Below are 25,783 nucleotides of genomic sequence, written 5' to 3' on the forward strand. Positions count from 1 at the left end.
CTTCCCACCCACCATGGACGTCGAATTCAACAAGAACGAAGACCAACTCAAGCAACTCAGTTTCCAGCTCCGGCAGCGCCTCAAGAAAGTACACCTGGGCGGGGGCGAAAAGCGCATCGAAGCCCACAAGGCCAAGGGCAAGCTCACGGCCCGGGAGCGAATTGACTACCTGCTCGACAAGGGCGCCGAAACGGTCGAAATCGGGGCGTTTGTGGGAGAGGGAATGTACAAGGAAGAAGGCGGCTGCCCCTCAGGCGGCGTGGTTGTCGTCATTGGCTACGTGCAGGGCCGGCAGTGCGTGGTCGTCGCCAACGACGCCACCGTGAAGGCCGGGGCCTGGTTCCCGATTACGGCTAAAAAGAACCTGCGGGCCCAGGAAATCAGCATCGAGAACAAGCTGCCCATCATCTACCTCGTCGACTCAGCCGGGGTGTACCTGCCGATGCAGGACGAAATCTTTCCCGACAAGGAGCACTTCGGCCGCATCTTCCGCAACAACGCGGTGATGAGCAGTATGGGCATCGTGCAGCTGGCCGCCATCATGGGTCCCTGCGTTGCCGGGGGCGCCTACCTGCCCATCATGAGCGACGAGGCCATGATTGTCGACCAGACCGGTTCGGTGTTCCTGGCCGGCTCCTACCTGGTGAAGTCCGCCATTGGCGAAAGCATCGACAACGAGACCCTGGGCGGGGCCACCACCCACTCCGAGATTTCAGGGGTCACCGACTACAAGTTCCAGAACGACGAGGAGTGCCTCGACCACATCCGCAACATCTTCGACAAGATGGGCGCGATGCCCACGGCGGGCTTCAATCGTGCCCAGCCGGCCCTGCCCGCCGAGAAGCAGGAGGAAATCTACGGCCTGCTGCCCCAGGACCGCGCCAAGCCCTACGACATGATGGACATCATCCGCCGGCTGGTCGATAACTCGGAGTTTGAGGCTTACAAGGACGGCTACGGCCAGACCCTGCTTTGCGGCCTGGCCCGCATCGACGGCTGGGCGGTTGGCATCGTGGCCAACCAGCGCAAAATCGTGAAGAGCAAGAAAAGCGGCATGCAGATGGGCGGGGTTATCTACTCCGACTCGGCCGACAAGGCGGCGCGTTTTATCATGAACTGCAACCAGAAGCGCATCCCGCTGGTGTTTCTGCACGACGTGTCGGGCTTCATGGTCGGCTCCCAGAGTGAGCACGGCGGCATCATCAAGGACGGCGCCAAGATGGTGAATGCCATGTCCAATTCGGTCGTGCCGAAGTTCTCTGTCATCATCGGCAACTCCTACGGGGCCGGCAACTACGCCATGTGCGGCAAGGCCTACGACCCCCGCCTGATCGTGGCCTGGCCCACTGCCCAGCTGGCCGTGATGAGCGGCGCGGCGGCGGCCAACACGCTGCTACAGATTCAGGTGGCTTCGCTGAAAGCCAAGGGCGAGGTCATCACTCCTGAAGCCGAAAAGGAGCTGCTGGACCGCATCAAGAGCCGCTACGAGGAGCAGTTGTCGCCCTACTACGCCGCCGCCCGCCTCTGGGTCGACGCCATCATTGACCCGCTCGAAACCCGCAAAATCATTTCCCAGGGCATCAGCATGGCCAACCACGCGCCAATTGAGAAGGCGTATAACGTGGGTGTGATTCAGGTGTGAGGTAGCTAAGCTTAACAGAGTCGATTTCCAGCGGCCCGTCGTAACAACTTGTTGCGGCGGGCCGCTTTCATTTCGGAGGGCACTTGGCCACTCCCTGGCAAACTCACCTTGCCATTGCCCCAGCCCGCTTTTTTACCTAATCTGCGGCATCAATTAATGATCCTGCTATGCTCCGCCTCATCCGCACTACCTCCGCCAACCCCGACTTCCGCGCCCTGGTCGCTCTGCTTGACCACGACCTGGCCGTGCGCGACGGTGAGGACCACGCCTTTTATGCTCAGTATAACCAGGTCGACGCCATCAACCACGTGGTGGTGGCCTATCAGGACGACAAGCCGGTGGGCTGCGGGGCGTTCAAGGAGTTTGAAGCCGGGCAGGTGGAAGTGAAGCGGATGTACGTGCTGCCCGAGCACCGGAGCCAGGGCATTGCCGGGGCGGTGCTAGCTGAGCTTGAGAAGTGGGCCGGGGAGCTGCAATACGCTGCCTGCGTGCTGGAAACCGGTAAAAAGCAGCCCGAAGCCATCCGGCTCTACGAGAAAAGCGGCTACAGCTACATTCCCAACTACGGGCAGTACGCGGGCATCGAGAACAGCGTGTGCATGCGCAAAGAGGTAACCCCGGCGTAAGTGGCCGGCGGGGTGTCGACAGTGGGCAAATGCCTGCTATATTCGGTCGGCTCTATTGTCTTCCGAAAACCTCCCGCGCATGACGACCGACTACCTTATCAGCGTCCGCAAGCAGTTTGCGTACTATCAGCAGCTGGGCGAGAAAACATTCGCCCAGCTGTCCGACGAAGCCCTGTTCTGGCAGTACAACGCCGAAAGCAACAGCATTGCTACCATCGTGCAGCATATGGCCGGCAACATGCTTTCCCGCTGGAGCGATTTCCTGACCTCCGACGGCGAAAAGGAATGGCGCAACCGCGAAGCTGAGTTTGAGCCCGTTATTCAGTCCCGCGCCGAGCTGCTGGACCGGTGGCAGGACGGTTGGCAATGTCTCTACGCCGCTCTCGACGCGCTCAACGAAACCAACTGGCACAGCACCATCTTTATCCGCAACCAGGGCCATTCCGTGGTCGAGGCCATCAACCGGCAGCTTGCGCACTACCCCTACCACGTCGGACAGATTGTGTTTATCGGCAAGATGGCGCAGGACGCCGACTGGACGTCCCTTTCCATTCCGCGCGGCAACTCCCAGCAGTATAACGCCGAAAAGTTTGCCCAGCCCGCGCGCAAGGCCCATTTCACGGACGAGTATTTGGGTAGCAAGAAGGAGTAGCCGGTTTGCAGGGTCGCCCGTATAGGCTTCGACCTACTTATCGAAGACTATGGCCAAAACGACCATTGCCGAGCTGCTCGTGGACACCCTGCAGCTGGCCCGCGTCAAACACATCTACGGCGTGGCCGGCGACTCGCTGAATCCCATTACTGACACGCTCCGCACCCGGGAGGGCATCGAGTGGCTGCCGATGCGGCACGAGGAAACCGGAGCCCTGGCCGCCGGGGCCGAAGCCCACCTCACCGGCAACCTGACCGTCTGCGCCGGCTCCTGCGGCCCCGGCAACCTCCACCTCATCAACGGCCTCTACGACTGCCACCGCAGCCGGGTGCCGGTGCTGGCCATTGCCGCCCAGATTCCCGTCGGCGAAATCGGAGGCAACTACTTTCAGGAAACCCACCCCGAGCTGTACTTCCAGGAGTGCAGCCACTTCTGCCAGGTTATCTCCTCGCCCGAGCAGATGCCCCGCATTCTGGAAATTGCCATCCAGACCGCCCTCACCAAGCGGGGCGTAGCGGTGGTTATCATCTCGGGCGATGTGATGAAGATGGAAGTGGACAAGGTGGAGCCAAAGATTCCGGCCCTGCGCGGCTTTTCCCGTTTGCGGCCCCAGGATGCCGACCTGCAGGATGCCGCCGGCTTGCTCAACAGCGCCGGCAAGGTGACCATCTTTGGGGGCGCGGGCTGCGCGGATGCCCACACTGAGTTATTAGAACTAGCCGAAGCTCTGAAAGCGCCCATCGTGCACGCCCTGCGCGGCAAAGAGTTTATCGAGCCCAACAACCCATACGATGTGGGCCTGACCGGCCTGCTGGGCTTTGCCTCGGGCTACCACGCCATCCGGGAGTGCGACGTGCTGCTGCTGCTCGGCACCGACTTTCCCTACCGGCAGTTCTACCCCGAAGATGCCAAGGTGATTCAGGTGGACGTCCGGGCCGAGAACCTGGGCCGCCGCACCCACGTGGACCTGGGTTTGGCCGGCGATGTGGGCGAAACGTTGCGCGGGCTGCTGCCTCTGCTCGATGTCAAGCAGGACCGCGACTTTCTGGATAAGGCCCTCGACCACTACAAAACCTCCCGGGAGAACCTCGACGATATGGCCACCGGCACGCCCGGCAAGCCCAACATCCATCCCCAGTACCTCACCCGCCTGCTCAGCGACCTTGCCACGGAGGACGCCATCTTCACCTGCGACGTGGGCACGCCCACCGTCTGGGCTGCCCGCTACCTGAAAATGAACGGCAAGCGCCGCCTGCTAGGCTCGTTCAACCATGGTACCATGGCCAACGCCATGCCCCAGGCCATCGGCGCCCAGCTCGCCTACCCCGGCCGGCAGGTGATTTCGATGTCGGGCGACGGGGGCTTTGCCATGCTGATGGGCGACTTTCTGACGCTGAAGCAGCTGAACGTGCCGGTAAAGATTGTTATCTACAACAACAGCGCCTTGGGCTTCGTGGAGCTGGAAATGAAGGAGGCCGGGCTGGTCAGCTACGGTACCTCCCTGACCAACCCCAACTTCGCCGAGCTGGCCACTGGCTGTGGCGTGAAGAGCTTCCGGATCGAAGATCCCGCCGACCTATCCGCCCAACTCGCCGAGGCCTTGGCCTATGACGGTCCGGCGCTGATTGACGTAGTCGTGAACCCGCTGGAGCTGTCGATGCCGCCCACGATTGAGGTCAAGCAGGCGGCGGGTTTCAGCCTTTATGCCCTGAAAGCCGTCATGAGCGGGCGTGGGGATGAGGTGCTGGAGCTGGCGGCCAGCAACCTGCTGCGCTAAGGCCCGGTTCACCTTAAAACACAATAACTGCTTACCCCCGCGGCTTTTTGTGCGATATTGCCACTTAATTGGCCGCTGCCGGTTGGGTGAACGATAGTTAGGCCGTACGCTGTTGCTAAACGATGGGAGCTATCCGGCCGGGAGCATATGTTGCCCAGGCCGCGTACCCGGCTCCGAATACCCTGAGCGGCAGGTGCGCCGTGCTTCTAGATTGAATGACGAACAAAGAGATTAAAGCCCTTATTTCCCTGCTCGACGATCCGGAAATCGCGCCGCAGATTCAGGAAAAGATTCAAACCCTGGGCGAGAGTATTATTCCGTTTCTGGAGGAGTCCTGGGAAGAAAGCCTGGACCCCCAGCAGCAGCAGCGTCTTGAAGACCTGATTCACAACCTGCAGTTCGATGGCCTGCAGCAGCGCCTGCGCGTGTGGCGCGACTCCGGGGGCGAAAACCTGCTCGAGGGCATGTGGTTGCTCAACTCCTACCAGTACCCCGACGCCGACCTGCAGGCCCTGAACCGGGCCATCGAGCAGCTGCGCTTCGAAGCCTGGACCCTGCTGGGCGACACCCTGCACCCGGCCGATCAGGTGCAGGCCCTCAACTACGTGCTGTTCCGGACCCATAAGTTTTCGGCCAACACCCAGAACTTTCATTCCCCGGCCAACTCCATGCTCCATCTGGTGCTGGAAACCCGGCGCGGCAATCCGCTTACCCTGTGCGTGATTTACCTGCTGGTAGCGCAGCGCCTGGGCTTACCGGTGTACGGGGTGAACCTCCCCAACCTGTTTGTGCTCACCTACCGGCCCGCGCTGCCCGGGGCCGAGCCGTTTTACATCAACTGCTACAACCGCGGCCTCATTCTATCCCGCACCGATATCGAGCACTACGTGGGCCAGCTCAACCTCTCGCCCAACGACATCTTCTACGAGCCCTGTTCCCACCTCGACATTGTGCGCCGGGCGCTGCGCAATCTGGTGCTGAGCTTCGAGAAGATGCAGGAGCCGCGCAAGGCCGCCGAGGTAGGCAAGCTGCTGGCCATCCTCACCGATGAAGAGCAGCCCAACCCGGCTGCGGAAAGTGAGGAAGCCGATGAGGACGAAGACGAAGAATAGCGTCTGCTTTAGAGCTTCCCGGTGAATAGAGAAAAACAGCAAGCCCCGATGTACCGCGTACATCGGGGCTTGCTGCATGAATAGAAATGCGGTTAGCCGTTAGGGCTTCTTGATCAGGCAGCCGGCGGCGCGTCGGTCGGTTACCGCAATGGTTTTGCCGGCCAGCAAGCTTTCCAGAGCCTGGTTCAGATACCGGTCCTTCACGTAGGCCTCTACCTGCGGGTTATCGTCGATGGCACCTTTGTAGCGCACCACAAAGCCATTGCCAGCCGGTTGCAGGACCACTACCTCCGGGGTTTTCGTGGCGCCCAGCAGCGTTGCTACTTTCTGGGTCTCATCGGTCAGATAAGGAAAGTCGGAGCCGTCACCGGTCGTTTTGAGCTTTATCTTCTCCACGTCAGCATCCAAAGCCGTGGCTTCCAGGTTGATGGGCGCCTTGATGAACAGAAACTGCACGCCCCGGCTGCTGTAAGCCGAATTCAGGGTGTTCAGACGGGTCTGGTAGAGCTTGGAAAAAGCACAGGACGGATTCACAAACACCACCACCACGGCCTTGCTTCCGGCGAAGCTGCGCAAGTGCATTTCCGTATTGTCGCCGGTGCGCAGGGCGAAATCGGTGACCGTGGAGCTACCCGACTGGGCCTGGGCCACGCCAACGGCGACAGTGCAGAACAGCAGCGCCGCAGCGGCTACAATGGAAATTCGACGAAAAGACATGGGAGCAGGAATCAGAGGGGGAGCGGAACAGAGGCGGTTTCGAGACAGTACGTAAGCACGTAGTCGGTGGCCAGCCGCTGGTAATGAATCTGGTGTTGGCTGCGGAAGTTTTCTACGAGCAGGTGCCCCGTCAAAACACCTGCCTTCCGCAACCTGAACGGGTCGAGCAAAAGCTGCTCTCTGAACACCAGGCCCCGGCGGCTATGCAGCTTGTAGAGCGTCTCCTTGGCACTCCAATAGAGACTAAACTTCGCTGCGTCGTCGCCGGCGTCGGCTCGTTCCGATTCAGCTAAGAATCTGGGAGCCAACTTTTGCGCTTTCTCCCGGATGCACTCAACATCTGTGCCAACCCGGCCCCGGGTGGAAACAACGGCGGCCACCCAGGCGCCGGAATGGGAAAGGGAAAGCGCCAGTTCAGGCTGGTGCTGAAAGTAGGGACGGCCGTTTTCGTCGTTGCCGATGGGGGCATCAACTGCGCCGGGCAGCGTCCGGAGCACGGTGTGGGCCAGCACCCGCCCGGCCAGCCACTCGGCCCGGCGCTGGGCATGGGTAATTGGTGGCTGCCGGGTTTCATACTCGGCGGCGTAGGGGAGGAGAGGCAGCAGCGCCGACGGCTCCTCCGTAAGCTGCCATAAACCCAGGGCGGCGCAATCGGACAGAGGCTGGATGGAATGAAGCGGCATAGCGGGCGACGGGCACGAACCCGGTCAGCAGATCAAACCTGGGAAATCCGGGGCTAACTTACGCCCTCAATTCTCATCCCTGGCACCATGCCCATGCTTTTTCGGCCGGAGGTAGCGAAAGTGGCCCAGCTCAGCGGCCACCGCGACTGCGTGTACGCCCTAGCCGGCACGCCTACCGGCGACACGATCTACTCGGCCGGGGCCGACGGCTTTGTCGTGGCCTGGAGCGTGACGCAGCCCGAGCAGGATGGGGAATTGGTAGCCCGGGTCGAAAACTCAGTGTATGCGCTGCGCTGCCTGCCGGAGCGCAACCTGCTGCTCATTGGCCACAACTACCAGGGCGTGCAGGTTATCGACCTGGCAGCCCGGAAGCTGGTTTTTGCCACCGCCCTGCCGCCCCTGGCCATCTTCGACCTGGCGCACTCTGCCGTGCGGCAGCGGGTGTATGTGGCCCTGGCCGACGGAACCCTGGCCGTGCTGTACGCCGACGATTTCCGGGTGGAAAAGCTGATCCGCCTCGCCGACAAAAGTCTGCGCTGCCTGGCCGTGCACGAGCAGCGCGGTGAGCTGGCCGTGGGCAGCAGCGACGCGCTGATCCGGATTCTGGACCTGACTACGCTGGAAGTAAAGCGCGAGCTGCCGGGTTCCACCAATTCCGTATTTACCGCCGCCTACTCGCCCGACGGCCGGTGGCTGCTGACGGCGGGCCGCGACGCTCACCTGCGGATCTGGGACGTGCAGCGGGGCTACGCCGAGCACCACAGTATCGTAGCTCACCTGTTCGCCATCAACCACCTTGCTTTCAGCCCCGACGGGCAGCTTTTTGCCACCTGCAGCATGGATAAGTCGATCAAGGTGTGGGATGCCGACGACTTCCGGCTGCTGCGCGTGGTGGATAAGGCCCGACACGCCGGGCACGGCACTTCGGTAAACAAGTTATTTTGGTCGGGCGCCCAGAATAGGCTAGTTTCGTGTAGCGACGACCGCAGTCTGGCCGTGTGGGACGTGAGTCGGGGAGAAGTTAGGAGCTAGAAGTCAGGAGTTAGGATATAAAAATGGTTGCACTCAGTGCGTGCAAGCCCTGTCTTAGCTCTTTGCTGATTCCTGCTTCGTCCTAATTTCCCGACAGCCGCACGCTTGACTCAGACTCCTGGCTCCTAACTCCTAGTTCTTAGCTCCTCCATGAAAATTACCGCCCTCGACATCCGGCAGAAAACGTTTGAGAAAGCCTTCCGGGGTCTTGACCAACACGAAGTGCAGGCCTTCCTGCTCACGCTTTCCCAGCAGTGGGAGCGGATGGGCGACGAAAACCGCGAGCTGCGCCTGAAGCTGGAACACGCCACCCAGGAAGTGCAGAAGATGCGGGAAGTGGAAACCTCGCTTTACCGGACCCTCAAGACGGCGGAAGATACCGGCAATAGCATTACGGAGCAGGCCTCGCGCGATGCCGAGCTACGGGTGCGGGAAGCCCAGCTGAAAGCGGACCAGCTGCTGTCCGACGCCCGGCAGCGGGCCCGCTCGGTGCTCGACGATGCCTACAAGCAGGCCGAGAAGACGGTGGTGGATATGCAGACTGAAGTAAACGGGCTCGGTCAGGAATGCCAGCGGCTGGAGCAGGTGCTCGAAGGCCTCGTGCGCGACCTGCAGCGCCTGGGCACCGACGCCTTGGCAAAAGTGGAAAAGGCCCAGGCTCGGCCCAAGCCCTCGACGGCCGCCATCCTTTCCCGGGCCGCGAACGTAAAGGTGAATCGTCCTGAACCTTCACCCGAAACCCCTTCGCCCGTGTTCATAAGCTCCTCTTCATCTTCTGCAGCCGCTGCCATTGCCCCCACCGCCCCGGGCGCGCCGGCCGGCCGCAGCATCGACCTGCCCACTGACCGTCCCATTGGCCCCCAGCCCGGGCAGAACCCGCAGCCTCAGCCCGGCGCACCGGAGTTTGACCCCACCCGGCCGTCGGAAAATCCGGGCGTTTCGGAGCCTTCCCGCATCTACCAGCCCGAGCCCGCCCGGGTGCCCGAGCCGACTGGCCCGCAGGTTGAGCCCACCCGCCCGGATATCCAGCCGGTAGGCCCCAGCCGCCCGGAAATCGAGCAGCCAAGCCCGGCGCCCCAGCCCGGTGGCAACCCCGGCATGGTCGTAGCCGAGCCCGTGGAGGCAGAAAAATCGTTTTTCGACGAAATCTAAGCATCGATCAGCACCAGCTGATTCCTTAAAGCCTGCCCCTTGGGGCAGGCTTTTTGGTTGGCAGCCCGCCCCAGCGCCTACCTTTGGGCCTGACGGCCTGCCCCGGCCCTTTCTCACCTCTTAACATCACGACCATGGGCCAGATTGCACTGGAAGGAATGGAGTTTTTCGCCTTTCACGGCTACTACGACGAGGAACAGAAAATCGGCAACAAGTACGGGGTCGACCTCTACATCCGCACCGACCTGTACGGAGCCGGGGCGTCGGACAAGCTGCAGGAAACGGTGAACTACGAAGTGCTGTACCGCATGGTAGCCGAGGAAATGCGGGCCCCGGCCCGCCTGCTCGAGCACGTGGGCTACCGGGTGATGGACCGGGTGATGGTCGAGTTTCCGCACGTACGGTCGGTGAAGGTGTGCGTGTCCAAGTTCAACCCGCCTTTGGGCGGAATCTGTCACCGGGCCCGGATTACGCTGAAGCGCCGCCGCGCCGAGCAACCTAGCTAACCTTATTTCCATCCTTGGATAAGCTGCTGGCATTCATGCGGCTGACCGGAGGCGTAAATTATATACGAATAAATTCGTAGTAGCTATTGCATCTACGATGACGTTCGTATATGTTTGCTGTACGAATACCTTCGTACGCACCTAAACCTGACGCAATGAGTAAGCCGCATATCCCGAAACCAACCGAGTCGGAGCTTGAAATCCTGCAGGTGCTCTGGCAGCACGGACCCACGACCGTTCGGTTTGTAAACGACGAACTGAGCCGCAAGCGCGACATCGGCTACACCACCACCCTGAAGCTGTTGCAGCTGATGCTCGACAAAGGGCTGGTGTTGCGCGACGACGACAGCCGCACCCATGTGTACCGCGCCGCAGTGCGGGAAGAGGAAACCCAGGGCTTGTTGCTCGACCGGCTGATGAACTCTGCTTTCGGTGGTTCGGCCCTGAAGCTGGTAATGCAGGCATTGGGCAACAAGCGCACCTCTCAGGAGGAGCTGCAGCAGATCCGGACACTGCTCAATAACATGGAAGAACAGAAAGGCGCCAACGAGAAACCCGACTCCAATGAACTGGCTTGAAACCCTTCTCTCGCCCGCGCTGGTACGCGCCATGGGCTGGACCATTGTGCACTCCCTGTGGCAGGGTACGGTTGTGGCCCTGGCCCTGGCGGGCCTGCTGCTCGTGCTGCGCCGCCACTCCTCGCAGGTGCGCTATGGCGTGGCCTCGGTGGCTTTGCTGACGATGCTTGGTTTGGCTTTGGCGACGTTTGTGCGGCACTACCAGGTAGCCTCCGCCGAAGCAGCTGCGGAGGCCTCGGTTCCGGCAGAAGTACTGCCAGCGGCTGCTAACCCCACCGCCTCCTACGCCTTTATCAAGCGTCCCGCGGCGGAAGTACCGGTCGTGGAAGAAAGTCAGTCGCCGCTGCGGCTCGAGGCCTGGCTGCCTTACTTCGACCACAACCTGCCCCTGATTGTAACCGCCTGGCTGCTGGGGCTGCTGGCCATGACCCTTCGCCTGCTCGGCGGGCTGGCCTACGTGCAGCGCCTGCGCCACTACCGGGTACGGCCCTTACCGGCCGAGTGGAACCAGCGCCTCGCCCAGCTTAGTGCCCGCGTGGGCCTGCGCCGCCCGGTGCGGCTGCTCGAATCGGCCCTGGTGAAGGCCCCGCTGGTAGCCGGCCACCTCAAACCGGTAATCCTGCTGCCCCTCGGTACGCTTTCCTGGCTGAGCCAGGCCCACCTCGAAGCCATTCTGGCGCATGAGCTGGCCCACATCATGCGCCGCGACTACCTGATGAACCTGCTGCAGTCGGTGGCCGAAATCCTGTTCTTCTACCACCCGGCCGCCTGGTTTATTACCGCCTGCCTGCGCACCGAGCGCGAAAACTGCTGCGACGACGTCGCGACTACGCTCTGCGGCGACCCGATGGTGCTGGCTCAGGCCCTCACGACGCTGGCCGAGCTGGGCCTCGACGTAACTCCGGTGCCCCAGCTGGCTATGGCTGCCGTCGGACCGGACGGCTCCCTGCTGGGCCGTATCCGGCGGCTGGTGCAGCGCCGCGCGGCTCCCACGTTCTCCGAAGGCTTTATGGCGGCCCTGGTGGTCGTGGTCGGGATGGCCCTGCTCGGGCTGAGCTCAGTGGTTTCGCTGGCCGCGCCCCTGTCGTGGGTACACAAAACGCGGGTAGCTCTCCATATTCCCTTTTGGCGCGATGATACGCAGACCCAGCCCGCAGCGCCGGCTGCCCCGGTCAGCCCACATCCGGCCGAAGCCCGGGAAGCGCTTGAAAGCCAGGAAGCCCGCGACGATGACGGAGACCGGAAGAAAAAGCGCCGGGCCAAAGACACGAGCAGCACCGTCATCATTCGCGACGAAAACCGCCGCCGGCGGGAAAGCGACCCAGCCGTGGTTATCAAGCGCGACAAGAAAGGCCGGGTAACCGAACTGTACGTGGACGGCCGCCGCATCGAGCTGGATGATGCGGATGACAAGAAAACCAAAGGCACTAAAACCGAAATCATCACGCTGGCTCCTGAGAAAAGCCGTCGGACACGCACCAGCGTAAGCAACAGCTCGTCGTCGGTTTCCTACGGGATGTCGGACCAGGACCGGGAAGCCCTGGAGCGCGGACTCCAGCGCATTCAAAGCAACGCCGACCGCATCACGATTGACTCGCGCAGCGCCGGCAAAACCTACGTGTACCGGGATGGCAGCCGCGTGGAAGTGCGGAGCAGCAGTGCCGACGCCGGGGCTGCGTCGTACCGCAGTCAGGAAAAAGCGCTGGTTGAGGCCCTGAATGCCCTGCGCGCTGTGGAGCGCAGCGAATCCCGTCCGGAAATCCGCACCAAGATTCACCGGGAGCTGGAAGCGCTGGACCGGCAGCGCGAAACCCTGCGCCGGCTTGATGAGCACAGCCGGGAGCGGACCCGGCTCGAGCGGGAGCAGGCCCAGGCCGAGCGGGAAAAAGTCCGCGCCGAGCGGGAAGCAGCCCGGGCGGAACGGGAAAAAGCCCGCGCCGAGCGGGCAAAGAAGATGCACCAGACGGAGGAAAAGGTGATTGACGAGCTCGTAAAAGAAATGCTCATCAAAGACAAGGAGAACTTCCGGCTGGTAATGACGAGCACCGAGCTGACCATCGATGGTGAAAAGCAGCCCGCCGCCGTGCACGAGAAATACCGCAAGATGTACGAAGAGGGCAGCGAGCGGCAGATCGGGGCCAGCAGCTCCGTGATTTTCAGCAACAGCGGCAGCGCCAAGAACCGCATCTACAGTGACCGGGCCTCTTCCCCTTCAGCTTCCTATGGCCCGGGTAATCACTACGTGCGCGTCCCCACCCCGCCGATGTCCCCCCGGCCGGCCAAAACGAAAAGCGTGAAGGTAAACTCGGTGTCCCTGGGTGATGAGCTGCGCAAGGACGGTCTGATTGGACGCGACGACAAAAGCTATTCCGTTCAGCTCAATTCTACCGGCTTTACCGTGAACGGCAAGCGCCAGTCGGATGAGCTGGCCCGGAAGTACCGTACGCTGATGGGTAAAGGTGACGAGAAATCCTTCACCATGGACATCGTGGTAAACGAAGACTAAACGTCCTGATTTGCACGCCCCCAGGGGCCCGGCAGCCATGCTGCCGGGCCCCTGGCCTTTTTTAGCCGGTGCCCTTCTGCAAACATTTTGCGCACCGGCAAGCAACGATTAGTCGCCTTATTCCATCTGTCTCCCTACACCGCCCGCCGTCACCAGTAGTCTATGCGCCTTTTTACCGCCGTTTGTTGTCTTGTTGTCCTGGTAACAGGGGCATTTCAGGCCCAGGCCCAGACACCGGCCCCACCCGCCGCCAAGGGACCCCGCCGGCAGCTCACGGCTCTGCGCCTGACCAAGCCCGTAAAGCTGGACGGCGTGCTGGATGAGGAGGCGTGGAAGGAGGCCGAGGTAACCTCCGACTTTATTCAGAACCGGCCCAACCCCGGTCCCCACGAAAAGCACCCCACCGAAGTACGGATTCTCTACGACGACGCGGCCCTGTACATCGGGGCGGTGATGCACGACGTGGCGCCGGATTCCATTTTGCGGGAGCTGACGGGCCGGGACAACTTCGGCAACAGCGACTTTTTCGGCATCTTCCTCGATACCTACCACGATAACATCAATGGCTACGGCTTCTTTGTGACGGCCGCCGGCGTGCAGATGGACTCGCGCTATTCCCCGGCCGGGGGAGAGGATTTCAACTGGAACGCCGTGTGGGAAAGTCGTACCACCCTGCGCGGCACCGACTGGGTGGCCGAGATGCGCATTCCGTACTCGGCAATCCGCTTCAGCACCGCCGAGAAGCAGGTCTGGGGTTTGCAGTTTATGCGGCAGCGCAAGCGTGAAAACCAGGCCTTCTTCTGGAGCGAGGTAAAGCCCGAAGTTGACGGCTTCGTCAACCAGTGGGGCGATTTGCTGGGCATTACGGGCGTGAAAGCACCGCTGCGCCTTTCACTCACGCCCTACGTATCGGCCTACGCAAACCACTATCCCTATAAGGAGCAGGGCCAGCGCAACGTGAGCTCGTCCTTTAACGGCGGGGCTGACATCAAGTACGGCATCAACGAAAGCTTCACCCTCGATGCTACGCTCGTTCCCGACTTCGGGCAGACCCAGAGCGACAACGTCGTGCTGAACCTGTCGCCGTTCGAGGTGCAGTTCAACGAAAACCGGCAGTTCTTTACCGAGGGCACCGAGCTGTTCAACAAGGGCAACCTGTTCTACTCCCGCCGCGTGGGCGCCCAGCCCCTGGGATTCAACGACGCCGGAAAAAGCCTGCGCAAGCGGGAGCGGCTGCCCGACGGCACCTGGCGGCCGGGCGAGGAGCTGATCCGGAACCCCGGGGAAACCCGCCTGCTGAACGCCACCAAGATCTCGGGCCGCACGAGCAAAGGCCTGGGCATCGGGGTGTTCAACGCCATCTCGAACGACGTGTTTGCCACCGCCCGCGACAGCGCATCAGGACAGGAGCGCCTGATTCAGACCCAGCCGTTTTCAAACTACAACATTGTGGTGCTGGATCAGTCCCTGAAAAACAACTCGTACGTGTCGCTTATCAATACCAACGTAACCCGGGCCGGCCGTACCTACGACGCCAACGTGACGGGCGGGCTGTTTCGCTTTGCCAACAAGAAAAACACCTACGCCGTCGACGGGCAGGTGGTGTACTCCCGCCGCCGCGGCAACGTTTTCGGCTCCGATACGATGGAAGTCAACAACAAGAACGGCTATAAGTACCTGGTGGGCGTGGGCAAGATTGGCGGGCAGTTCACCTGGCGGCTCAGCCAGGGCATTGAGTCCGATACCTACGACCCCAATGACCTGGGCATCCTGTTCAACAACAACTCCATCAGCCAGGTCGCGGAGTTCAGCTACAACAAGTACAAGCCCTTCTGGAAGGTCAATAACTTCTATTCCTACCTCGTGGTGGAAAACGAGTACCTGTACAAGCCTACCCGGTTTCAGAAAACCGGCATCTACAGCGGCGCCAATACCACGTTCACCAAATCCTTTCTGACCGTAGGGGGAAACCTGAACTACTCACCGAAGTCGGACGACTACTTTGAGCCCCGCATGAACCCGATTCGGGGCAACTACTACGTGCGGGTGCCCGGCAACCTGGGGCTGAGCGGCTTTGTCTCGTCGGACTACCGGAAGAAGCTGGCGCTGGACGTGAGCGTGTCGGGGCGCTGGTTTGCGGCCGACGGCGACCGGACCGGCCGCGCCGGCTATGGGCTGAACATCAGTCCGCGCTACCGCGTCAACAACAAGCTGAACTTCCGGTACAGCTTCGACTGGAACCAGAGCCTCAACCAGATTGGCTTTGCCGGGGGCTTCGTGGGAGCCAACCGGGATACCACGCTGCTGGGCCGGCGGCAGGTGAATACGGTCGTTAACACCGTTTCAGGGGCTTACACCTTTAACAACCGGATGTCCTTTACCATCCGCACCCGCCACTACAGCAGCAATGTGCAGTACCGGGACTTTTTCCGCCTGCTCGCCGACGGCCGGGAAGTGCCCCAGGCTTCTGGCAACCGCAATACCACGTTCAATGCCTTTAACATCGATGCGGTATACTCTTGGTGGTTTGCGCCGGGGTCCCAGATCAGCGTGGTCTGGAAAAACGTGGGCTCTACCTTCCTGAACGCGGAGCAGGCCACGCCCCTGTATTTCGAGAACCTGAATAACACCATCAACACGCCCCACAATAACTCGGTGTCGATAAAGGTGCTGTACTACCTCGACTACCTTGACGTGCGCAAATGGCTGGGTTCGTAGCCGGAGCGAGGCTTGCTTAACCAGTGAACGGCTATGCTTACGCACCTTGGCACTGTCAGTCTGCTCGTCTCCGACTACGACGAGGCCATTGCCTACTACTGCGGGGTACTGGGCTTTGCGTTGCTGGAAGATACGGACCTCGGAGCCGGCAAGCGGTGGGTGCGGGTAGCGCCCGGGCCTGACGCGGCTACTTCCCTGTTGCTGGCGCAGGCCACTACCGCCGAGCAGAAAGCGGCCGTCGGCAGGCAGGGTGGGGGTAGAGTGTGGCTTTTTCTGCACACCAACGACTTCGCCCGCGACTATGCCGCCCTCCGGGGCCGGGGCGTGACGTTTCTGGAAGAGCCCCGGCACGAAAGCTACGGCAGCGTGGTGGTGTTCCAGGACTGCTACGGCAACAAATGGGACCTGCTGGAGCTGAGACAACTATAAGCAGAGTTGGCTTAAAAAATACGGCGTGCTGCCTATAGTCCCAGCAGCTCACCGGCCGCCCCGAACGGGGACTGCTGCCCGGCCTTTACCCGCGCCCGCACGGTTTCGAGCCGCTGCTGTACGGCGGGGCGGGCATAGAAACGCTCTTCCAGCCCGGCCCGGATGGCCTCGTGCAGCCAGTGCAGGTTTTGTTCCTGTCGCCGCCGCTGAAAGTAGCCGCTGGCCTGGGTCTGCTCCACGTACCGCTCCACCACCGCCCACACGTCGGGCACGCCGGCGCCGGTCAGGGCCGAAGACGTAGTCACCACGGGGCTCCAGCCCGACAAAGCCAGGGGGAACAGGTGCAGGGCATTCTGGTACTCGCGCCGGGCCCGGCGGGCTGCCTGCTCGTTGCCGCCGTCCGCTTTGGTGATGGTCACCGCGTCGGCCATTTCCATGATGCCTTTTTTGATGCCCTGCAGCTCGTCGCCCGCCCCAGCCAGCATCAGCAGCAGGAAAAAGTCGACCATGCCGTGCACGGCGGTTTCGCTCTGGCCCACGCCCACGGTTTCGATGAACAGCACGTCGAAGCCCGCGGCCTCACACAGAAGCATGGTTTCGCGGGTGCTGCGCGTGACGCCGCCCAGGGAACGGCCGGCCGGGGAAGGGCGGATAAAGGCGGCGGGATGGGCGGCCAGCAGGTTCATGCGGGTTTTGTCGCCCAGGATGCTGCCCCCGCTGCGCTGGCTGCTGGGGTCTACGGCCAGCACCGCGAGGCGCTTGCCCAGGCTGCCTACCAGATGCAGCCCCAGGGCCTCGATAAAGGTACTCTTGCCCACGCCCGGCACCCCCGTGATACCCACCCGGACCGAGCGGCCGGTATAAGGAAGCAGCCGGTTAAGCAACTGCTGGGTGAGGTCCTGATCGGTGGGTAACGTGCTTTCGGCCAGGGTGATGGCCCGGCTGAGCAGCACCCGGTTGCCGTTCAGGATGCCTTCGGTGTACTCGTCAACGGTGAAGCGCTTGGCCAAGGAGTAGAGGTAAAAGGAGAAGGTGGCCGGAACCGGCGGCGGATTAGAGAACGGGGCAGGCGGGAAAAAGGCCGGGCAAAGGGCTAAAACCTCCCTCCGGCTTGGCCCCGACGAATAAAATTAGCTAATTGGCTCCGTTTTAACCGTTGTAACTCTACCCCGTCCTCGTGAACTTCAAATCTACTGCCTCGCTGGCGGCTCTGCTGCTGGGCGCGCCCCTTATGCTTCGTGCCCAGAATGAGTTGAGCAACTTCACGGCCACCGGCCGGGGCGGCGTCGCCAACACGTTTGCTTCCGACTATCAGGCCATCGGCATCAACCCCGGCAACCTCGGGCGCATCGGCGGCGCTAAAGTTGCCTTTACCGTCGGGGAGTTTGGGCTCGGCGCCGGCACCCAGTCGCTGACCCGGGACCAGTTCAGGAATTTTATCTACGACTACGAGAAGGGCCTGACCCGGGACGATAAGCTTGCCCTGGCAAAAGCTTTTACGTCGGATAACGCTCTGAACGCGAATGCTGACGCCACCACCTTCGCCCTAGCCGTGGCCATTCCGAGCCTGGGTACGGTGGCCATCAGCAACCGGCAGCGCATTGCCAGCCACGTGGCCCTCAACCAGAATGCGGCCGAGATTATGTTCCTGGGCAAGAACGCGCCCATTGTTACCAACAACTTCAACCCCGACGGCACGCCTAAAAATGTCGCCACGCTGCCCCAGCTGTCTTCGGCACTCGACGGGACGGCCCTGCAGCTGGCCTGGTACAATGAGTACAACATTGCCTACGGCAACCGGGTCATCGACAAGCCCACGTTCCAGCTATCAGTAGGCGGCGGGTACCGCTATATTCAGGGCATCGGCGTCGTGGATGTGCGCATCGACGGCGGCGCGGTAGAGGCGTACAGTGCCCTGTCGCCGTTGTTCAAGATAAACTACGGCAGCCTGCAAACGAACCCTAATGCCTCGGGCTTCAACTACCGGACAAACGCTGGGGGCCTACAGCCCGTGGGCACCGGACACGGCTTCGACTTTGGCGTGGCAATGGAAGCCGGTAAGGCCTTGCGCCTGGGCCTGTCGCTCACGGATATGGGAAAGATGACCTGGGAGGGAAACCTGCTCACGGCCAACGACCAGAAGCTGCGGTATCTGGAGTCAGAGGGGGTAAACAGCTACAACTTTATCAAGGAAGCTGCTCAGCTCTTTGCCGGCGGCACGGAAAGCCTGTTTCAGTACCAGGCCCAGTCGAAGCGCACGGCCTCTTTGCCCACCAAGCTGCGGGCCGGCGCGGGCTTCCGCATCAGTGAGTACTTTGAAACCGGTCTTGACGTGACCCTGCCCATGAACAAGGTAGCTGGCAACCTCTCGTCGCCCTTCGTTGGACTCGGCGTGGACTACAAGCCGACGCGCTGGGTACGGCTGAGCAGCGGCGTGACGGCGGGCGCGGGCTACAGCGTGAGCGTGCCGCTGGGCGTCACCTTCACGGCCGGCCCTTACGAGGGCGGCATCAGCACCCGCGACCTGACCGGCCTGCTATTCACCGAGCATCCCTACATCTCCATGGCCGCCGGCTTCCTGCGTTTCAAGTTCGGCAAAGTCGAGTAGGGTCCTGTCTTTTCGGCCCTATATCCACCAAACCAAAAAGCTGATTCCGGCCCGCTGCGTACTGCAACGGGCCGGAATCAGCTTTTTGGGCTCAGGAGCCGGATGCGGGTGGGTGCGTCAGTATAGAATAGATGCTGGTTCGGGTACGCTTCCAGAAGCCTAAGCCCGTTACGTCATCACGTCAGGGCTTTACCACTTCCCGAATGAAGTTCGGAAGGCCCAGCTTGCTGCGGCGTCCCTCCAGCTTTAGTCCCATGTCGACAAACCCGCACTTGAGGCCGCTGGCATTGGGATTCTCAATCACGCCCAGGTAAGGGTTGTCTTCCCGCGCCACGTAGATGCGGCCATCGGGACCGAGCTGCAGGGAGCCAATCTTGCGGCGGCCCGGGCTGCCGACGGCCACGGCCTGGCCGCTTTTAAGGTCAATCTGCCAGATCTGCGCCTTTTCGGGCTGGCCCGTGCGGTTAATTTTGGCGTTGCTGGTGCCGTAGAGCTTGGTACCGTCGGGCGAGAACTCCACGCCATAGGCGGCTTCGTAGGGACCAAACGAACGGGGCTTGCTGACAACGCCGGTGCTGGTATTAAAGTCGAAGACCTCGAACTTGTTGTTTTCCCGCCACAATGCGGCGGCCAGCTTGGTACCGTCGGGCGAAAACTTCAGGCAGCCGATGGCGTTGCGGCCCGGGCCGGCGTTCATGCTGCCCACGTTGCTCATCAGCGGCTTGCCCACTACGCCATCGGCCGTAACGAGGTAGGACACGAAGGCATTGGAGTTCCAGCGGTGCGCCACAACCCAGACGTCGCGGCCGTTCTTGTGGCGTACGGCGGCCAGCTTTTCCGCTACCGGCGTGATGAGCAGGATGTTGGAGCGGGGCAGGTCGCCAAAGCCCCCATCCCGGGTCATGTCCACCACAGAGTAGCGCAGGCCGTTGCTGTTGCCCTCGGCGGTGGTGGTAAAAATGTAGAAGATGTTGCCGCTGCCGGGGTCGGGCACGATAAGCGCACTCTGGCTGCTCGATTTGCTGCCCATCAGGTTGCGGCCGTTCGGCATCACCTCGTGCTTACGGTTCCAGACGGTGACGCCATTGGTATAGAACAGCAGCTGACCGCCTTTGGTGGTAGCCACGGCGCAGCCTTCGTCGGTGGTAAGCTTGCCGTCGCCCAGCGCTTCTGCCGGGCCGTCGCCGAAGGTGACGCCGGCCTCACTGCCGAAGTACCAGATTGATTGCTCGCCCTGGGCCCGGGCCACGGCTGCCGGCAGGGTGAGGAGCAACGTCAGAAAAAAGAAAATTCGCTTCATACGGGGGAAGTACGCGGAATTAAGCAGGCCGCGTCCTCAAAGAAACACAAAACACAATTCCGTGCCAGAAATGCCCGTCGGTCTGCCTTACACCTCCCATTCGCCGGCCTGCAGGCGGGGCAGCAGCTCGCGTACAATCCGGTAGCTCACGCCCCACAGGTAATACTCGCCGATCCGGTAAAACGCCACCAGCAGGGGCCGGCTCTGCCCGGGCAGCAGCACCGACTCAGCCGCGTGCCGGCCGGGCAGCAGCAGCTCGGCCAGGGATACTTCGAGCACTTCTTCAATCTCCCGAGCCTGCCACTGCCACTTTTCCGGCCGGGTGATGCGGCCCAGAAACGGGCTGATCCGGAACCCGGTCGCCCGGGTTTGCACCACCGGCAGCTCCGCCAGCAGCTCCACCGCGGTAGCCGGCAAGCTGATTTCTTCTTCCGCTTCCCGCAGGGCCGTGGCCCGGGCGGAAGAATCGTTCGGATCCCGCTTCCCGCCGGGAAAAGCCAGCTCCCCGCCGTGGGCCCCGTGCATGGTACGCCGGATTAGTACCAGGATCAGCTCTCCCGCCGCATTGCGATACACAGGCACCAGAACGGATGCTTCGCGCAGTGGGATAGTCGGTTCAGAAGATGATGAGCCGGAAGTCATATGCTAAAGCTACACTTGCGCCGGAGTAGCCAGAACTGCCAGCAGCCGGGCCGGCTCGTCGACGTACAAAGCCAGGTGCGGGGCCTTTTTACGCAGGCCATACGGGCCGGACGCAGCCACGGGTTCGTGCAGGGTAAGCAGCACGTTCGGGGCAGTTACCAGGGGGCCGGCCAGGTTCAGCAGCTCCGGAAGGGCTGGCAGCTCGCGGATAGGAACAGCGCTGGCAATGGCCGCCCGGGGCAGCCTGACCCGCCACAGCAGCCCAACCCGAAGCATGAGCACCTGTTCCTGAACCAGGACCGGCCGCTGCCGCACGGCGTGCAGATGGCCCAGCACGAACAACAGGCTGTAGGCGCTCAGCCCCAGCAGCGCCCACGCCGCGCCCGGATGCCAGCGCATCACCAGCAGGTGCACCACGGTCATTTCAACTACGGATACCAGCAGCAGGGTAGCCATGATAGCCGTAAATGCCGATTCCCGATGCATGGAAAAAGAATGGGTGCTTTGGCTGGCCGGCAGCGGGGCTGGCGTCAGCCAGAACAGCAGGGCATAGCGGAACATGGCTACTTCGCTTACCACGGGGGCCAGCGCCGAGCCGAATACCGTTCGGAAGCTGCTGGCGAGGTTGTCGGTGAAGTCGGGGTAGTGGAGCCGGGCCGCCCGGTAGGCGCGCAGCACCCCCCGCAGCCGGACGAGTACCAGCACCGTGAGCAGCGGCTCGGCCACGAGCAGCAGGTTGCGCAGCCAGCCCACGTACTGCTGCCCGTCCGGAGGCAGCAGCCAGGCGGCCACGCCCAGGGAAAGTGTAAATACGACGGCGACAGTGCTAAGCGGCAGCTGGTAGCGCCGGGCCACGAAAAAGTAATACAGCGCCGGAATGCCCACCGTCAGGTCGACCGTTACGGCCAGGGCCATCACCGGGCCGCGCAGCTGGAACGCAGCGGAGTGGGTAACCAGCCATTCGGCAGCCCCCACGAGCAGGCTCAGGAAAAGGAATTGCAGCAGGTACCGGCTGCGGAAAGTGAAGGGGACCGTCATGGCTGGGCAGGAAGTGAGCGGGTTCCGCTGCATAGATAGGTACCGTTGCGCAAAACTTCCCTAAATGCCTACCGGGGCTTCGATGCTGGACCCGCTGCCGGCAGGTTCAGGGTGTAGTCGCCTTGTTCGGGTACCAGAATGGGGGGGAGCGTGCGGTGCAGCTCGAAGTAGGCGTAGCCCGCCACCAGGGACTGCCAGAACGCCGCGTGCCGGCTCAGGGGCCGCGCAGCCAGGGCTTCGGGCGTCAGGGCAAACGGAAAGATGTGCACCGGCAGGCTCTGCTGACCGGCCGCCCGGGCTTCCAGGGCCAGCAGGTACACTTCCTCGATGCCGGCGTCGGTGATGGGCAGGCACCCGATGGTGACGTTGGAGCCGTGGATGAAAATGTCCCCGCCGGGCTTGGCGCTGCCCAGCTGCCGGTCCACGGCGTTGGGGTAATCGAGCCCGAGCGACAGGTGGTAGAGGCTGCTGGGGTTGAACCGGTCGATGGTGTAGAAGCCTTCGGGCACCTGACCGTCGCCTTCGCGGCGCTTTGGGCCCAGGCTGCCCGAGCAGGCCGCCAGCGGGTAGCTTTTCAGCAGCGCAAAGCAACCCTCACCCTGGTTGCGGGCCCAGACTTCGAGGTGGGGCTCGATCTTGAATACCCGAATAAAAACTTCCAGCCGGGCCGGGTCGATATGCTGACTAACCAGGCGCCGGCGCAGCGCCGGCCAGCAGCGGGCGTAGGCCGACCGCACCCGGGGGTACATTTGCTGCTGGAGCCGGAAAGCCGGTTCGGGGGTTTGGCTGCTCAGCAGGGGCAGCAGCAGAAAGGCCAGGATCAGGCGCCGCATGGTACAGGTGGTCCGCACGCCGCGTTCGGGTTGCTACCGCAGCAAACCCAAGGGGTGCGAGAAACCAGGAAACGGACAAACCTGAATATTCTGTATACCAGTGCTGCTATATGCCGGGGTATAGGTTTAGCGGACTTGGAACGGGTAAGCTGGCAGGATAAGACCAAGCAGAAATCAGGAGTGCACGGTTGGAGTGGGTTAAGTTTTAGGAGGCTTCTGCTGCAGCGGCCCGGCGGGGCAGCGGGCTTCCGGGCCGGTAAGAGAAACCCGGGGCGTTCCTCGTTTTGCCTTATTGTACTTGTCCAGTTAGCAAATCGGCCTTTTGTTGGCTTACTTGGGGCTTCTGATTGCCTTACTACACGAGTAATACCGGCTAACTGCCGTTTTACGCTTCAAACACGAATGCCCTTACGAGAAGAATTTGAGCAGCAGGGAAACTGGCTGTTCCGGAGAAGAAGCTGGCTGCCCGTTGTGGTTTTGTACCCGTTGGCCGGAGTCCTGATGGTAGCGTACCCGGAGGCTACCTACGACCATATTACCAGCCCCACGTGGGGAATCGTCTGCCTGCTGGTGGGGCTGCTCGGCCTGGCCGTGCGGGCCCTGACCATTGGCTGCACGCCCGGCGGCACCTCGGGCCGCAACACCGACGAGGGGCAGGTGGCCGAAACGCTCAATGAAACCGGCATCTACTCCGTGGTGCGTCACCCGCTGTACCTGGGTAACTTTCTGATGTGGCTGGGACTGTTTATGATCCTGGGCGTGTGGTGGTTTGTGGCGTTGTGTACGCTGGCCTACTGGCTGTACTACGAGCGGATCATGTACGCCGAGGAAGAGTTTCTGCGCCGCACCTATTCGGCCCGGTACGAGGCCTGGGCCAGCCGCACGCCGGCTTTCGTGCCCCGCCTGACGGGCTGGCAGCCAGCCTTACTGGAGTTCTCGTGGCGCAACGTAATGAAGCGCGAGTACAACGGCCTGTTCGCCATGGTCGTTTCCTTTGTGCTTATCAACGCCATCAGCCACCTGCTGGTCGACAAGCGGTTCTACATCGATCCGCTCTGGCAGCTGGTGCTGGCCGTCGGGGCGGTGATTTTCCTGGTGCTGCGGACCCTCAAGAAGAACACCCAATTGCTGGAAGTTCCGGGCCGCTAGCCCTGGCAGGTGCCCGTTCGGCCGAACAGTGGCGGGAGTGCGGGCGTATGGAACGCGGCGGCTGCCACTGGCCGTTGGTGGACTCTTGCCATGACTACTCCGCGCGGATGGGTGCTGCTGGGCGCTCTGCTGAGCTGTATTAGCTGTTTTTGCGGATCAACCCGGGCGCAATCGGCAAGCAATCCGCTCCGGCGTTCGCCCGGGCAGCTGATGGTGGTCGGCCATGCCGGTTCGGGCTTCTTTACCCCCTTCAACCCGTTCAACCCCCTACCGCCCAGCAGCCTGCGCAGCGTGCTGCAGGCCCTGGACCGGGGTGCCGAAGGAATAGAAGTAGACCTTGAGCTGAGCCGCGACAGCGTGCCCGTCCTGTACCACGACGTGACGCTGGAAACCATGACCAAAACCGGTCGGGGCTGCGTGAGCGAGCAGACGGCCGCGGCCCTCATCCAGCTGCAGTTTCAGGGCGGCTGGCCCTACGATTGGTTTCACCGCGAAAAGATGGTGACGCTTGACACGTTGCTTGGCCGGCTGGAAAAGCGGGGTCGGCCGTTCCCGTATCTGCACCTCGACCTGCACGAAGACCTGCCCTGCCTGAGTCCGGTCCAGCGCCAGCGCCACTCGGCGGCCCTGGCCCGGCAACTGGTGGCTCTGCTGCGCCTCTACCACGTGCCGGCCGAGCGGGTGCTGGTGGTTTCCGACCAGCCGGCCACGCTGGCGCGGGTGCATCAGCTATGGCCGGCCGCGACGCTGGGCTTCGAAGTCACCCACGACTTTGAGTCCCAGCTAACCCAGGCGCTGGCGCAGAAGGTGCAGGCCGTGGTGCTGAGCCAGGACCTCACCACACCCGAAAACGTAGCCCGGGCCCACGCCGCGGGCCTGGCTGTCATCACCTTCGGAGGGCGGTCCGGTCGCCTGATGCGGCGGCTGATTGCTGCCGGGCCCGACGGCTATGAGGCCGACAACGTGCCCAAGCTCCTGAAGCTGCTGGGCCGCCCCCGGCCCCGGCGGTAGGAGAGAAGCCGGGCGAAGCGGCCCAGGCTCAGCTTGCAGGAGCGCCGGGTTCTGTGCTTCTTGAGCGATGCCTTTATCTGCCGCACCTGCTTACCTGCCCGACGTGCTGGGCCCGGACTTCGAGCAGCTCACCCTGCCTCAGCCCGACGACTACGAGGGTACGGTCCGCAGCACCCTGATCCGCCGCCGCTTTACCGGCCCGGCTTCCGACCGGGCCGTGCTGTACATCCACGGCTTCACCGACTATTTTTTTCAGCGGGAGCTGGCCCGGCAATGGGAGAAGCATGGCTACCGCTTCTATGCCCTTGACCTGCGCAAGTACGGCCGTTCCCTGCTGCCCCACCAGCGTCCCAACAACGTGCGCGACCTGACGGAATATTTTGCGGACCTCGACGCGGCCCTGGCCCGGATCGGGGAGGAAGGCGCCCGAACGGTGGTGCTGAACGGCCATTCCACCGGCGGCCTGATCACCGCATTGTACGCCCGCTCCGGTTCGCGTCGGGGGCAGGTTTCGGTACTGGTTTTAAATAGCCCGTTTCTGGAAATGAATCAGCCCTGGCTGCTGCGCAAGGTGGCTATGCCGGTTATCAGCCGGCTCGGGGCGCTCTATCCTGATTTGCCCATACCGGCCCGGCTGCCGCCCGGCTACGGCGAAAGCCTGCACCAGAGCCGGCACGGGGAGTGGGACTACAACCTGACCTGGAAGCCGATTGAGGTGTTCGCAGTGAATGCCGGCTGGCTGCGGGCCATCCGCGCCGGGCACCGGCAGGTAGCCCGGGGGCTCGGTTTGCCGCAGCCGGTACTCGTGCTGCATTCAGCGCGCACCGTGCAGCGCTATCATCCCTTCAACGACGAGTATTTCAGCGCCGACGGAGTGCTCAATGCGGAACACATCCGCACCCTGGCTCCGCAATTAGGCTCCCGCGTGACGGTGCAGGGCATCGAAGGCGGCATGCACGATCTGGTTTTGTCCCGCCCGGCCGTGCGGGAAAAGGTGTACGAGGCGATGTTCCGCTGGCTCGCAACGGTGCCCGGGTAAACAAGGGGCAAGCCAATATTGTCCTGTAGCGGG

23 protein-coding genes are annotated in these 25,783 nt (G+C 62.4%); 16 read left to right on the forward strand and 7 right to left on the reverse strand.

What is annotated here, in order from left to right; translation table 11 throughout:
• Positions 1-13: 13 nt before the first annotated feature.
• From LJY25_RS10860 to LJY25_RS10880, 5 genes are all read left to right on the forward strand, one after another.
• Positions 14-1,642: an acyl-CoA carboxylase subunit beta gene (locus LJY25_RS10860; protein ID WP_227608360.1), complete on the forward strand. Its 1,629-nt coding sequence runs from the start codon at positions 14-16 to the stop codon at positions 1,640-1,642.
• 167 nt (positions 1,643-1,809) lie between these two features.
• A complete protein-coding gene (locus LJY25_RS10865; protein ID WP_227608361.1) occupies positions 1,810-2,268 on the forward strand; it encodes a GNAT family N-acetyltransferase in 459 nt (152 codons plus the stop codon).
• 79 nt (positions 2,269-2,347) lie between these two features.
• Positions 2,348-2,920, forward strand: coding sequence for a DUF1572 family protein (locus LJY25_RS10870; protein WP_227608362.1), 573 nt, complete (start codon positions 2,348-2,350; stop codon positions 2,918-2,920).
• 49 nt (positions 2,921-2,969) lie between these two features.
• Positions 2,970-4,697 carry a ubiquinone-dependent pyruvate dehydrogenase gene (gene poxB, locus LJY25_RS10875; RefSeq protein WP_227608363.1) on the forward strand — a complete coding sequence of 576 codons (1,728 nt, stop codon included), beginning with the start codon at positions 2,970-2,972 and terminating at the stop codon, positions 4,695-4,697.
• Positions 4,698-4,912: 215 nt separating this feature from the next.
• Positions 4,913-5,809 (forward strand): transglutaminase-like domain-containing protein, encoded by an 897-nt coding sequence (locus tag LJY25_RS10880; protein WP_227608364.1) that lies wholly within the window; start codon positions 4,913-4,915, stop codon positions 5,807-5,809.
• A gap of 99 nt (positions 5,810-5,908) precedes the next feature.
• Here the strand turns inward: LJY25_RS10880 and LJY25_RS10885 are convergent, their stop codons facing one another.
• Positions 5,909-6,526: a redoxin domain-containing protein gene (locus LJY25_RS10885; protein ID WP_227608365.1), complete on the reverse strand. Its 618-nt coding sequence runs from the start codon at positions 6,524-6,526 to the stop codon at positions 5,909-5,911.
• 11 nt (positions 6,527-6,537) lie between these two features.
• A complete protein-coding gene (locus LJY25_RS10890) occupies positions 6,538-7,209 on the reverse strand; it encodes a 4'-phosphopantetheinyl transferase superfamily protein (RefSeq protein ID WP_227608366.1) in 672 nt (223 codons plus the stop codon).
• 87 nt (positions 7,210-7,296) lie between these two features.
• Here LJY25_RS10890 and LJY25_RS10895 point away from each other — a divergent pair, with 87 nt between their 5' ends.
• From LJY25_RS10895 to LJY25_RS10925, 7 genes are all read left to right on the forward strand, one after another.
• Positions 7,297-8,241 (forward strand): WD40 repeat domain-containing protein, encoded by a 945-nt coding sequence (locus tag LJY25_RS10895; protein ID WP_317206592.1) that lies wholly within the window; start codon positions 7,297-7,299, stop codon positions 8,239-8,241.
• 150 nt (positions 8,242-8,391) lie between these two features.
• Positions 8,392-9,393: a DivIVA domain-containing protein gene (locus LJY25_RS10900; RefSeq protein ID WP_227608367.1), complete on the forward strand. Its 1,002-nt coding sequence runs from the start codon at positions 8,392-8,394 to the stop codon at positions 9,391-9,393.
• A 134-nt stretch (positions 9,394-9,527) separates the two neighbouring features.
• The gene (gene folB / locus LJY25_RS10905; protein WP_227608368.1) at positions 9,528-9,899 is read left to right on the forward strand and encodes a dihydroneopterin aldolase; all 372 of its coding nucleotides are present in this window, start codon (positions 9,528-9,530) and stop codon (positions 9,897-9,899) included.
• Between the two features lie 155 nt (positions 9,900-10,054).
• On the forward strand, positions 10,055-10,477 hold the full coding sequence (locus LJY25_RS10910; protein ID WP_227608369.1) for a BlaI/MecI/CopY family transcriptional regulator: 423 nt from the start codon (positions 10,055-10,057) through the stop codon (positions 10,475-10,477).
• Positions 10,464-12,983, forward strand: coding sequence for a M56 family metallopeptidase (locus LJY25_RS10915; RefSeq protein WP_227608370.1), 2,520 nt, complete (start codon positions 10,464-10,466; stop codon positions 12,981-12,983). The genes LJY25_RS10910 and LJY25_RS10915 overlap by 14 nt, the downstream gene beginning before the upstream one ends.
• 162 nt (positions 12,984-13,145) lie before the next feature.
• Positions 13,146-15,701 carry a DUF5916 domain-containing protein gene (locus tag LJY25_RS10920; RefSeq protein ID WP_227608371.1) on the forward strand — a complete coding sequence of 852 codons (2,556 nt, stop codon included), beginning with the start codon at positions 13,146-13,148 and terminating at the stop codon, positions 15,699-15,701.
• A 33-nt stretch (positions 15,702-15,734) separates the two neighbouring features.
• Positions 15,735-16,130 carry a VOC family protein gene (locus LJY25_RS10925; protein WP_227608372.1) on the forward strand — a complete coding sequence of 132 codons (396 nt, stop codon included), beginning with the start codon at positions 15,735-15,737 and terminating at the stop codon, positions 16,128-16,130.
• A gap of 32 nt (positions 16,131-16,162) precedes the next feature.
• Here LJY25_RS10925 and meaB read toward each other — a convergent pair whose 3' ends face one another.
• Positions 16,163-17,140 carry a methylmalonyl Co-A mutase-associated GTPase MeaB gene (gene meaB, locus LJY25_RS10930; protein ID WP_227608373.1) on the reverse strand — a complete coding sequence of 326 codons (978 nt, stop codon included), beginning with the start codon at positions 17,138-17,140 and terminating at the stop codon, positions 16,163-16,165.
• 167 nt (positions 17,141-17,307) lie between these two features.
• On the opposite strand from meaB, the gene LJY25_RS10935 reads away from it, so the two are divergent.
• Positions 17,308-18,738 (forward strand): DUF5723 family protein, encoded by a 1,431-nt coding sequence (locus LJY25_RS10935; protein ID WP_227608374.1) that lies wholly within the window; start codon positions 17,308-17,310, stop codon positions 18,736-18,738.
• A gap of 181 nt (positions 18,739-18,919) precedes the next feature.
• Here LJY25_RS10935 and LJY25_RS10940 read toward each other — a convergent pair whose 3' ends face one another.
• From LJY25_RS10940 to LJY25_RS10955, 4 genes are all read right to left on the reverse strand, one after another.
• Complete coding sequence (locus LJY25_RS10940) at positions 18,920-20,038, reverse strand: WD40 repeat domain-containing protein (RefSeq protein WP_227608375.1); 1,119 nt, start codon at positions 20,036-20,038, stop codon at positions 18,920-18,922.
• Positions 20,039-20,125: 87 nt separating this feature from the next.
• Positions 20,126-20,680 (reverse strand): NUDIX hydrolase, encoded by a 555-nt coding sequence (locus LJY25_RS10945; protein ID WP_227608376.1) that lies wholly within the window; start codon positions 20,678-20,680, stop codon positions 20,126-20,128.
• A gap of 9 nt (positions 20,681-20,689) precedes the next feature.
• Entirely contained in the window at positions 20,690-21,718 is a 1,029-nt protein-coding gene (locus LJY25_RS10950; protein ID WP_227608377.1) for a hypothetical protein, read from the reverse strand.
• Between the two features lie 68 nt (positions 21,719-21,786).
• Positions 21,787-22,569, reverse strand: a complete 783-nt coding sequence (locus LJY25_RS10955; RefSeq protein WP_227608378.1) for a L,D-transpeptidase family protein — start codon at positions 22,567-22,569, stop codon at positions 21,787-21,789.
• 384 nt (positions 22,570-22,953) lie between these two features.
• Here LJY25_RS10955 and LJY25_RS10960 point away from each other — a divergent pair, with 384 nt between their 5' ends.
• From LJY25_RS10960 to LJY25_RS10970, 3 genes are all read left to right on the forward strand, one after another.
• Complete coding sequence (locus LJY25_RS10960; protein ID WP_227608379.1) at positions 22,954-23,700, forward strand: methyltransferase family protein; 747 nt, start codon at positions 22,954-22,956, stop codon at positions 23,698-23,700.
• Between the two features lie 210 nt (positions 23,701-23,910).
• Positions 23,911-24,711, forward strand: a complete 801-nt coding sequence (locus LJY25_RS10965) for a glycerophosphodiester phosphodiesterase (RefSeq protein ID WP_227608380.1) — start codon at positions 23,911-23,913, stop codon at positions 24,709-24,711.
• A 67-nt stretch (positions 24,712-24,778) separates the two neighbouring features.
• Positions 24,779-25,750, forward strand: coding sequence for an alpha/beta hydrolase (locus LJY25_RS10970; RefSeq protein WP_227608381.1), 972 nt, complete (start codon positions 24,779-24,781; stop codon positions 25,748-25,750).
• Positions 25,751-25,783: the final 33 nt, after the last annotated feature.

The sequence above is a fragment of the Hymenobacter translucens genome, assembly GCF_020685205.1.
In the GTDB taxonomy this organism is placed as follows: domain Bacteria; phylum Bacteroidota; class Bacteroidia; order Cytophagales; family Hymenobacteraceae; genus Hymenobacter; species Hymenobacter translucens.

Bases quoted from the DNA above. Each gene is read 5' to 3' on its own strand.
- LJY25_RS10920 (WP_227608371.1), top strand. From the start codon at position 13,146: ATGCGCCTTTTTACCGCCGTTTGTTGTCTTGTTGTCCTGGTAACAGGG.
- LJY25_RS10915 (WP_227608370.1), top strand. From the start codon at position 10,464: ATGAACTGGCTTGAAACCCTTCTCTCGCCCGCGCTGGTACGCGCCATG.
- LJY25_RS10885 (WP_227608365.1), bottom strand. From the start codon at position 6,526: ATGTCTTTTCGTCGAATTTCCATTGTAGCCGCTGCGGCGCTGCTGTTC.
- LJY25_RS10965 (WP_227608380.1), top strand. From the start codon at position 23,911: ATGGTGGTCGGCCATGCCGGTTCGGGCTTCTTTACCCCCTTCAACCCG.
- LJY25_RS10940 (WP_227608375.1), bottom strand. From the start codon at position 20,038: ATGAAGCGAATTTTCTTTTTTCTGACGTTGCTCCTCACCCTGCCGGCA.
- LJY25_RS10880 (WP_227608364.1), top strand. From the start codon at position 4,913: ATGACGAACAAAGAGATTAAAGCCCTTATTTCCCTGCTCGACGATCCG.
- LJY25_RS10865 (WP_227608361.1), top strand. From the start codon at position 1,810: ATGCTCCGCCTCATCCGCACTACCTCCGCCAACCCCGACTTCCGCGCC.
- LJY25_RS10870 (WP_227608362.1), top strand. From the start codon at position 2,348: ATGACGACCGACTACCTTATCAGCGTCCGCAAGCAGTTTGCGTACTAT.
- LJY25_RS10960 (WP_227608379.1), top strand. From the start codon at position 22,954: ATGCCCTTACGAGAAGAATTTGAGCAGCAGGGAAACTGGCTGTTCCGG.
- LJY25_RS10910 (WP_227608369.1), top strand. From the start codon at position 10,055: ATGAGTAAGCCGCATATCCCGAAACCAACCGAGTCGGAGCTTGAAATC.
- LJY25_RS10890 (WP_227608366.1), bottom strand. From the start codon at position 7,209: ATGCCGCTTCATTCCATCCAGCCTCTGTCCGATTGCGCCGCCCTGGGT.
- LJY25_RS10860 (WP_227608360.1), top strand. From the start codon at position 14: ATGGACGTCGAATTCAACAAGAACGAAGACCAACTCAAGCAACTCAGT.
- LJY25_RS10900 (WP_227608367.1), top strand. From the start codon at position 8,392: ATGAAAATTACCGCCCTCGACATCCGGCAGAAAACGTTTGAGAAAGCC.
- LJY25_RS10950 (WP_227608377.1), bottom strand. From the start codon at position 21,718: ATGACGGTCCCCTTCACTTTCCGCAGCCGGTACCTGCTGCAATTCCTT.
- LJY25_RS10925 (WP_227608372.1), top strand. From the start codon at position 15,735: ATGCTTACGCACCTTGGCACTGTCAGTCTGCTCGTCTCCGACTACGAC.
- LJY25_RS10945 (WP_227608376.1), bottom strand. From the start codon at position 20,680: ATGACTTCCGGCTCATCATCTTCTGAACCGACTATCCCACTGCGCGAA.
- folB (WP_227608368.1), top strand. From the start codon at position 9,528: ATGGGCCAGATTGCACTGGAAGGAATGGAGTTTTTCGCCTTTCACGGC.
- LJY25_RS10970 (WP_227608381.1), top strand. From the start codon at position 24,779: ATGCCTTTATCTGCCGCACCTGCTTACCTGCCCGACGTGCTGGGCCCG.
- poxB (WP_227608363.1), top strand. From the start codon at position 2,970: ATGGCCAAAACGACCATTGCCGAGCTGCTCGTGGACACCCTGCAGCTG.
- LJY25_RS10895 (WP_317206592.1), top strand. From the start codon at position 7,297: ATGCCCATGCTTTTTCGGCCGGAGGTAGCGAAAGTGGCCCAGCTCAGC.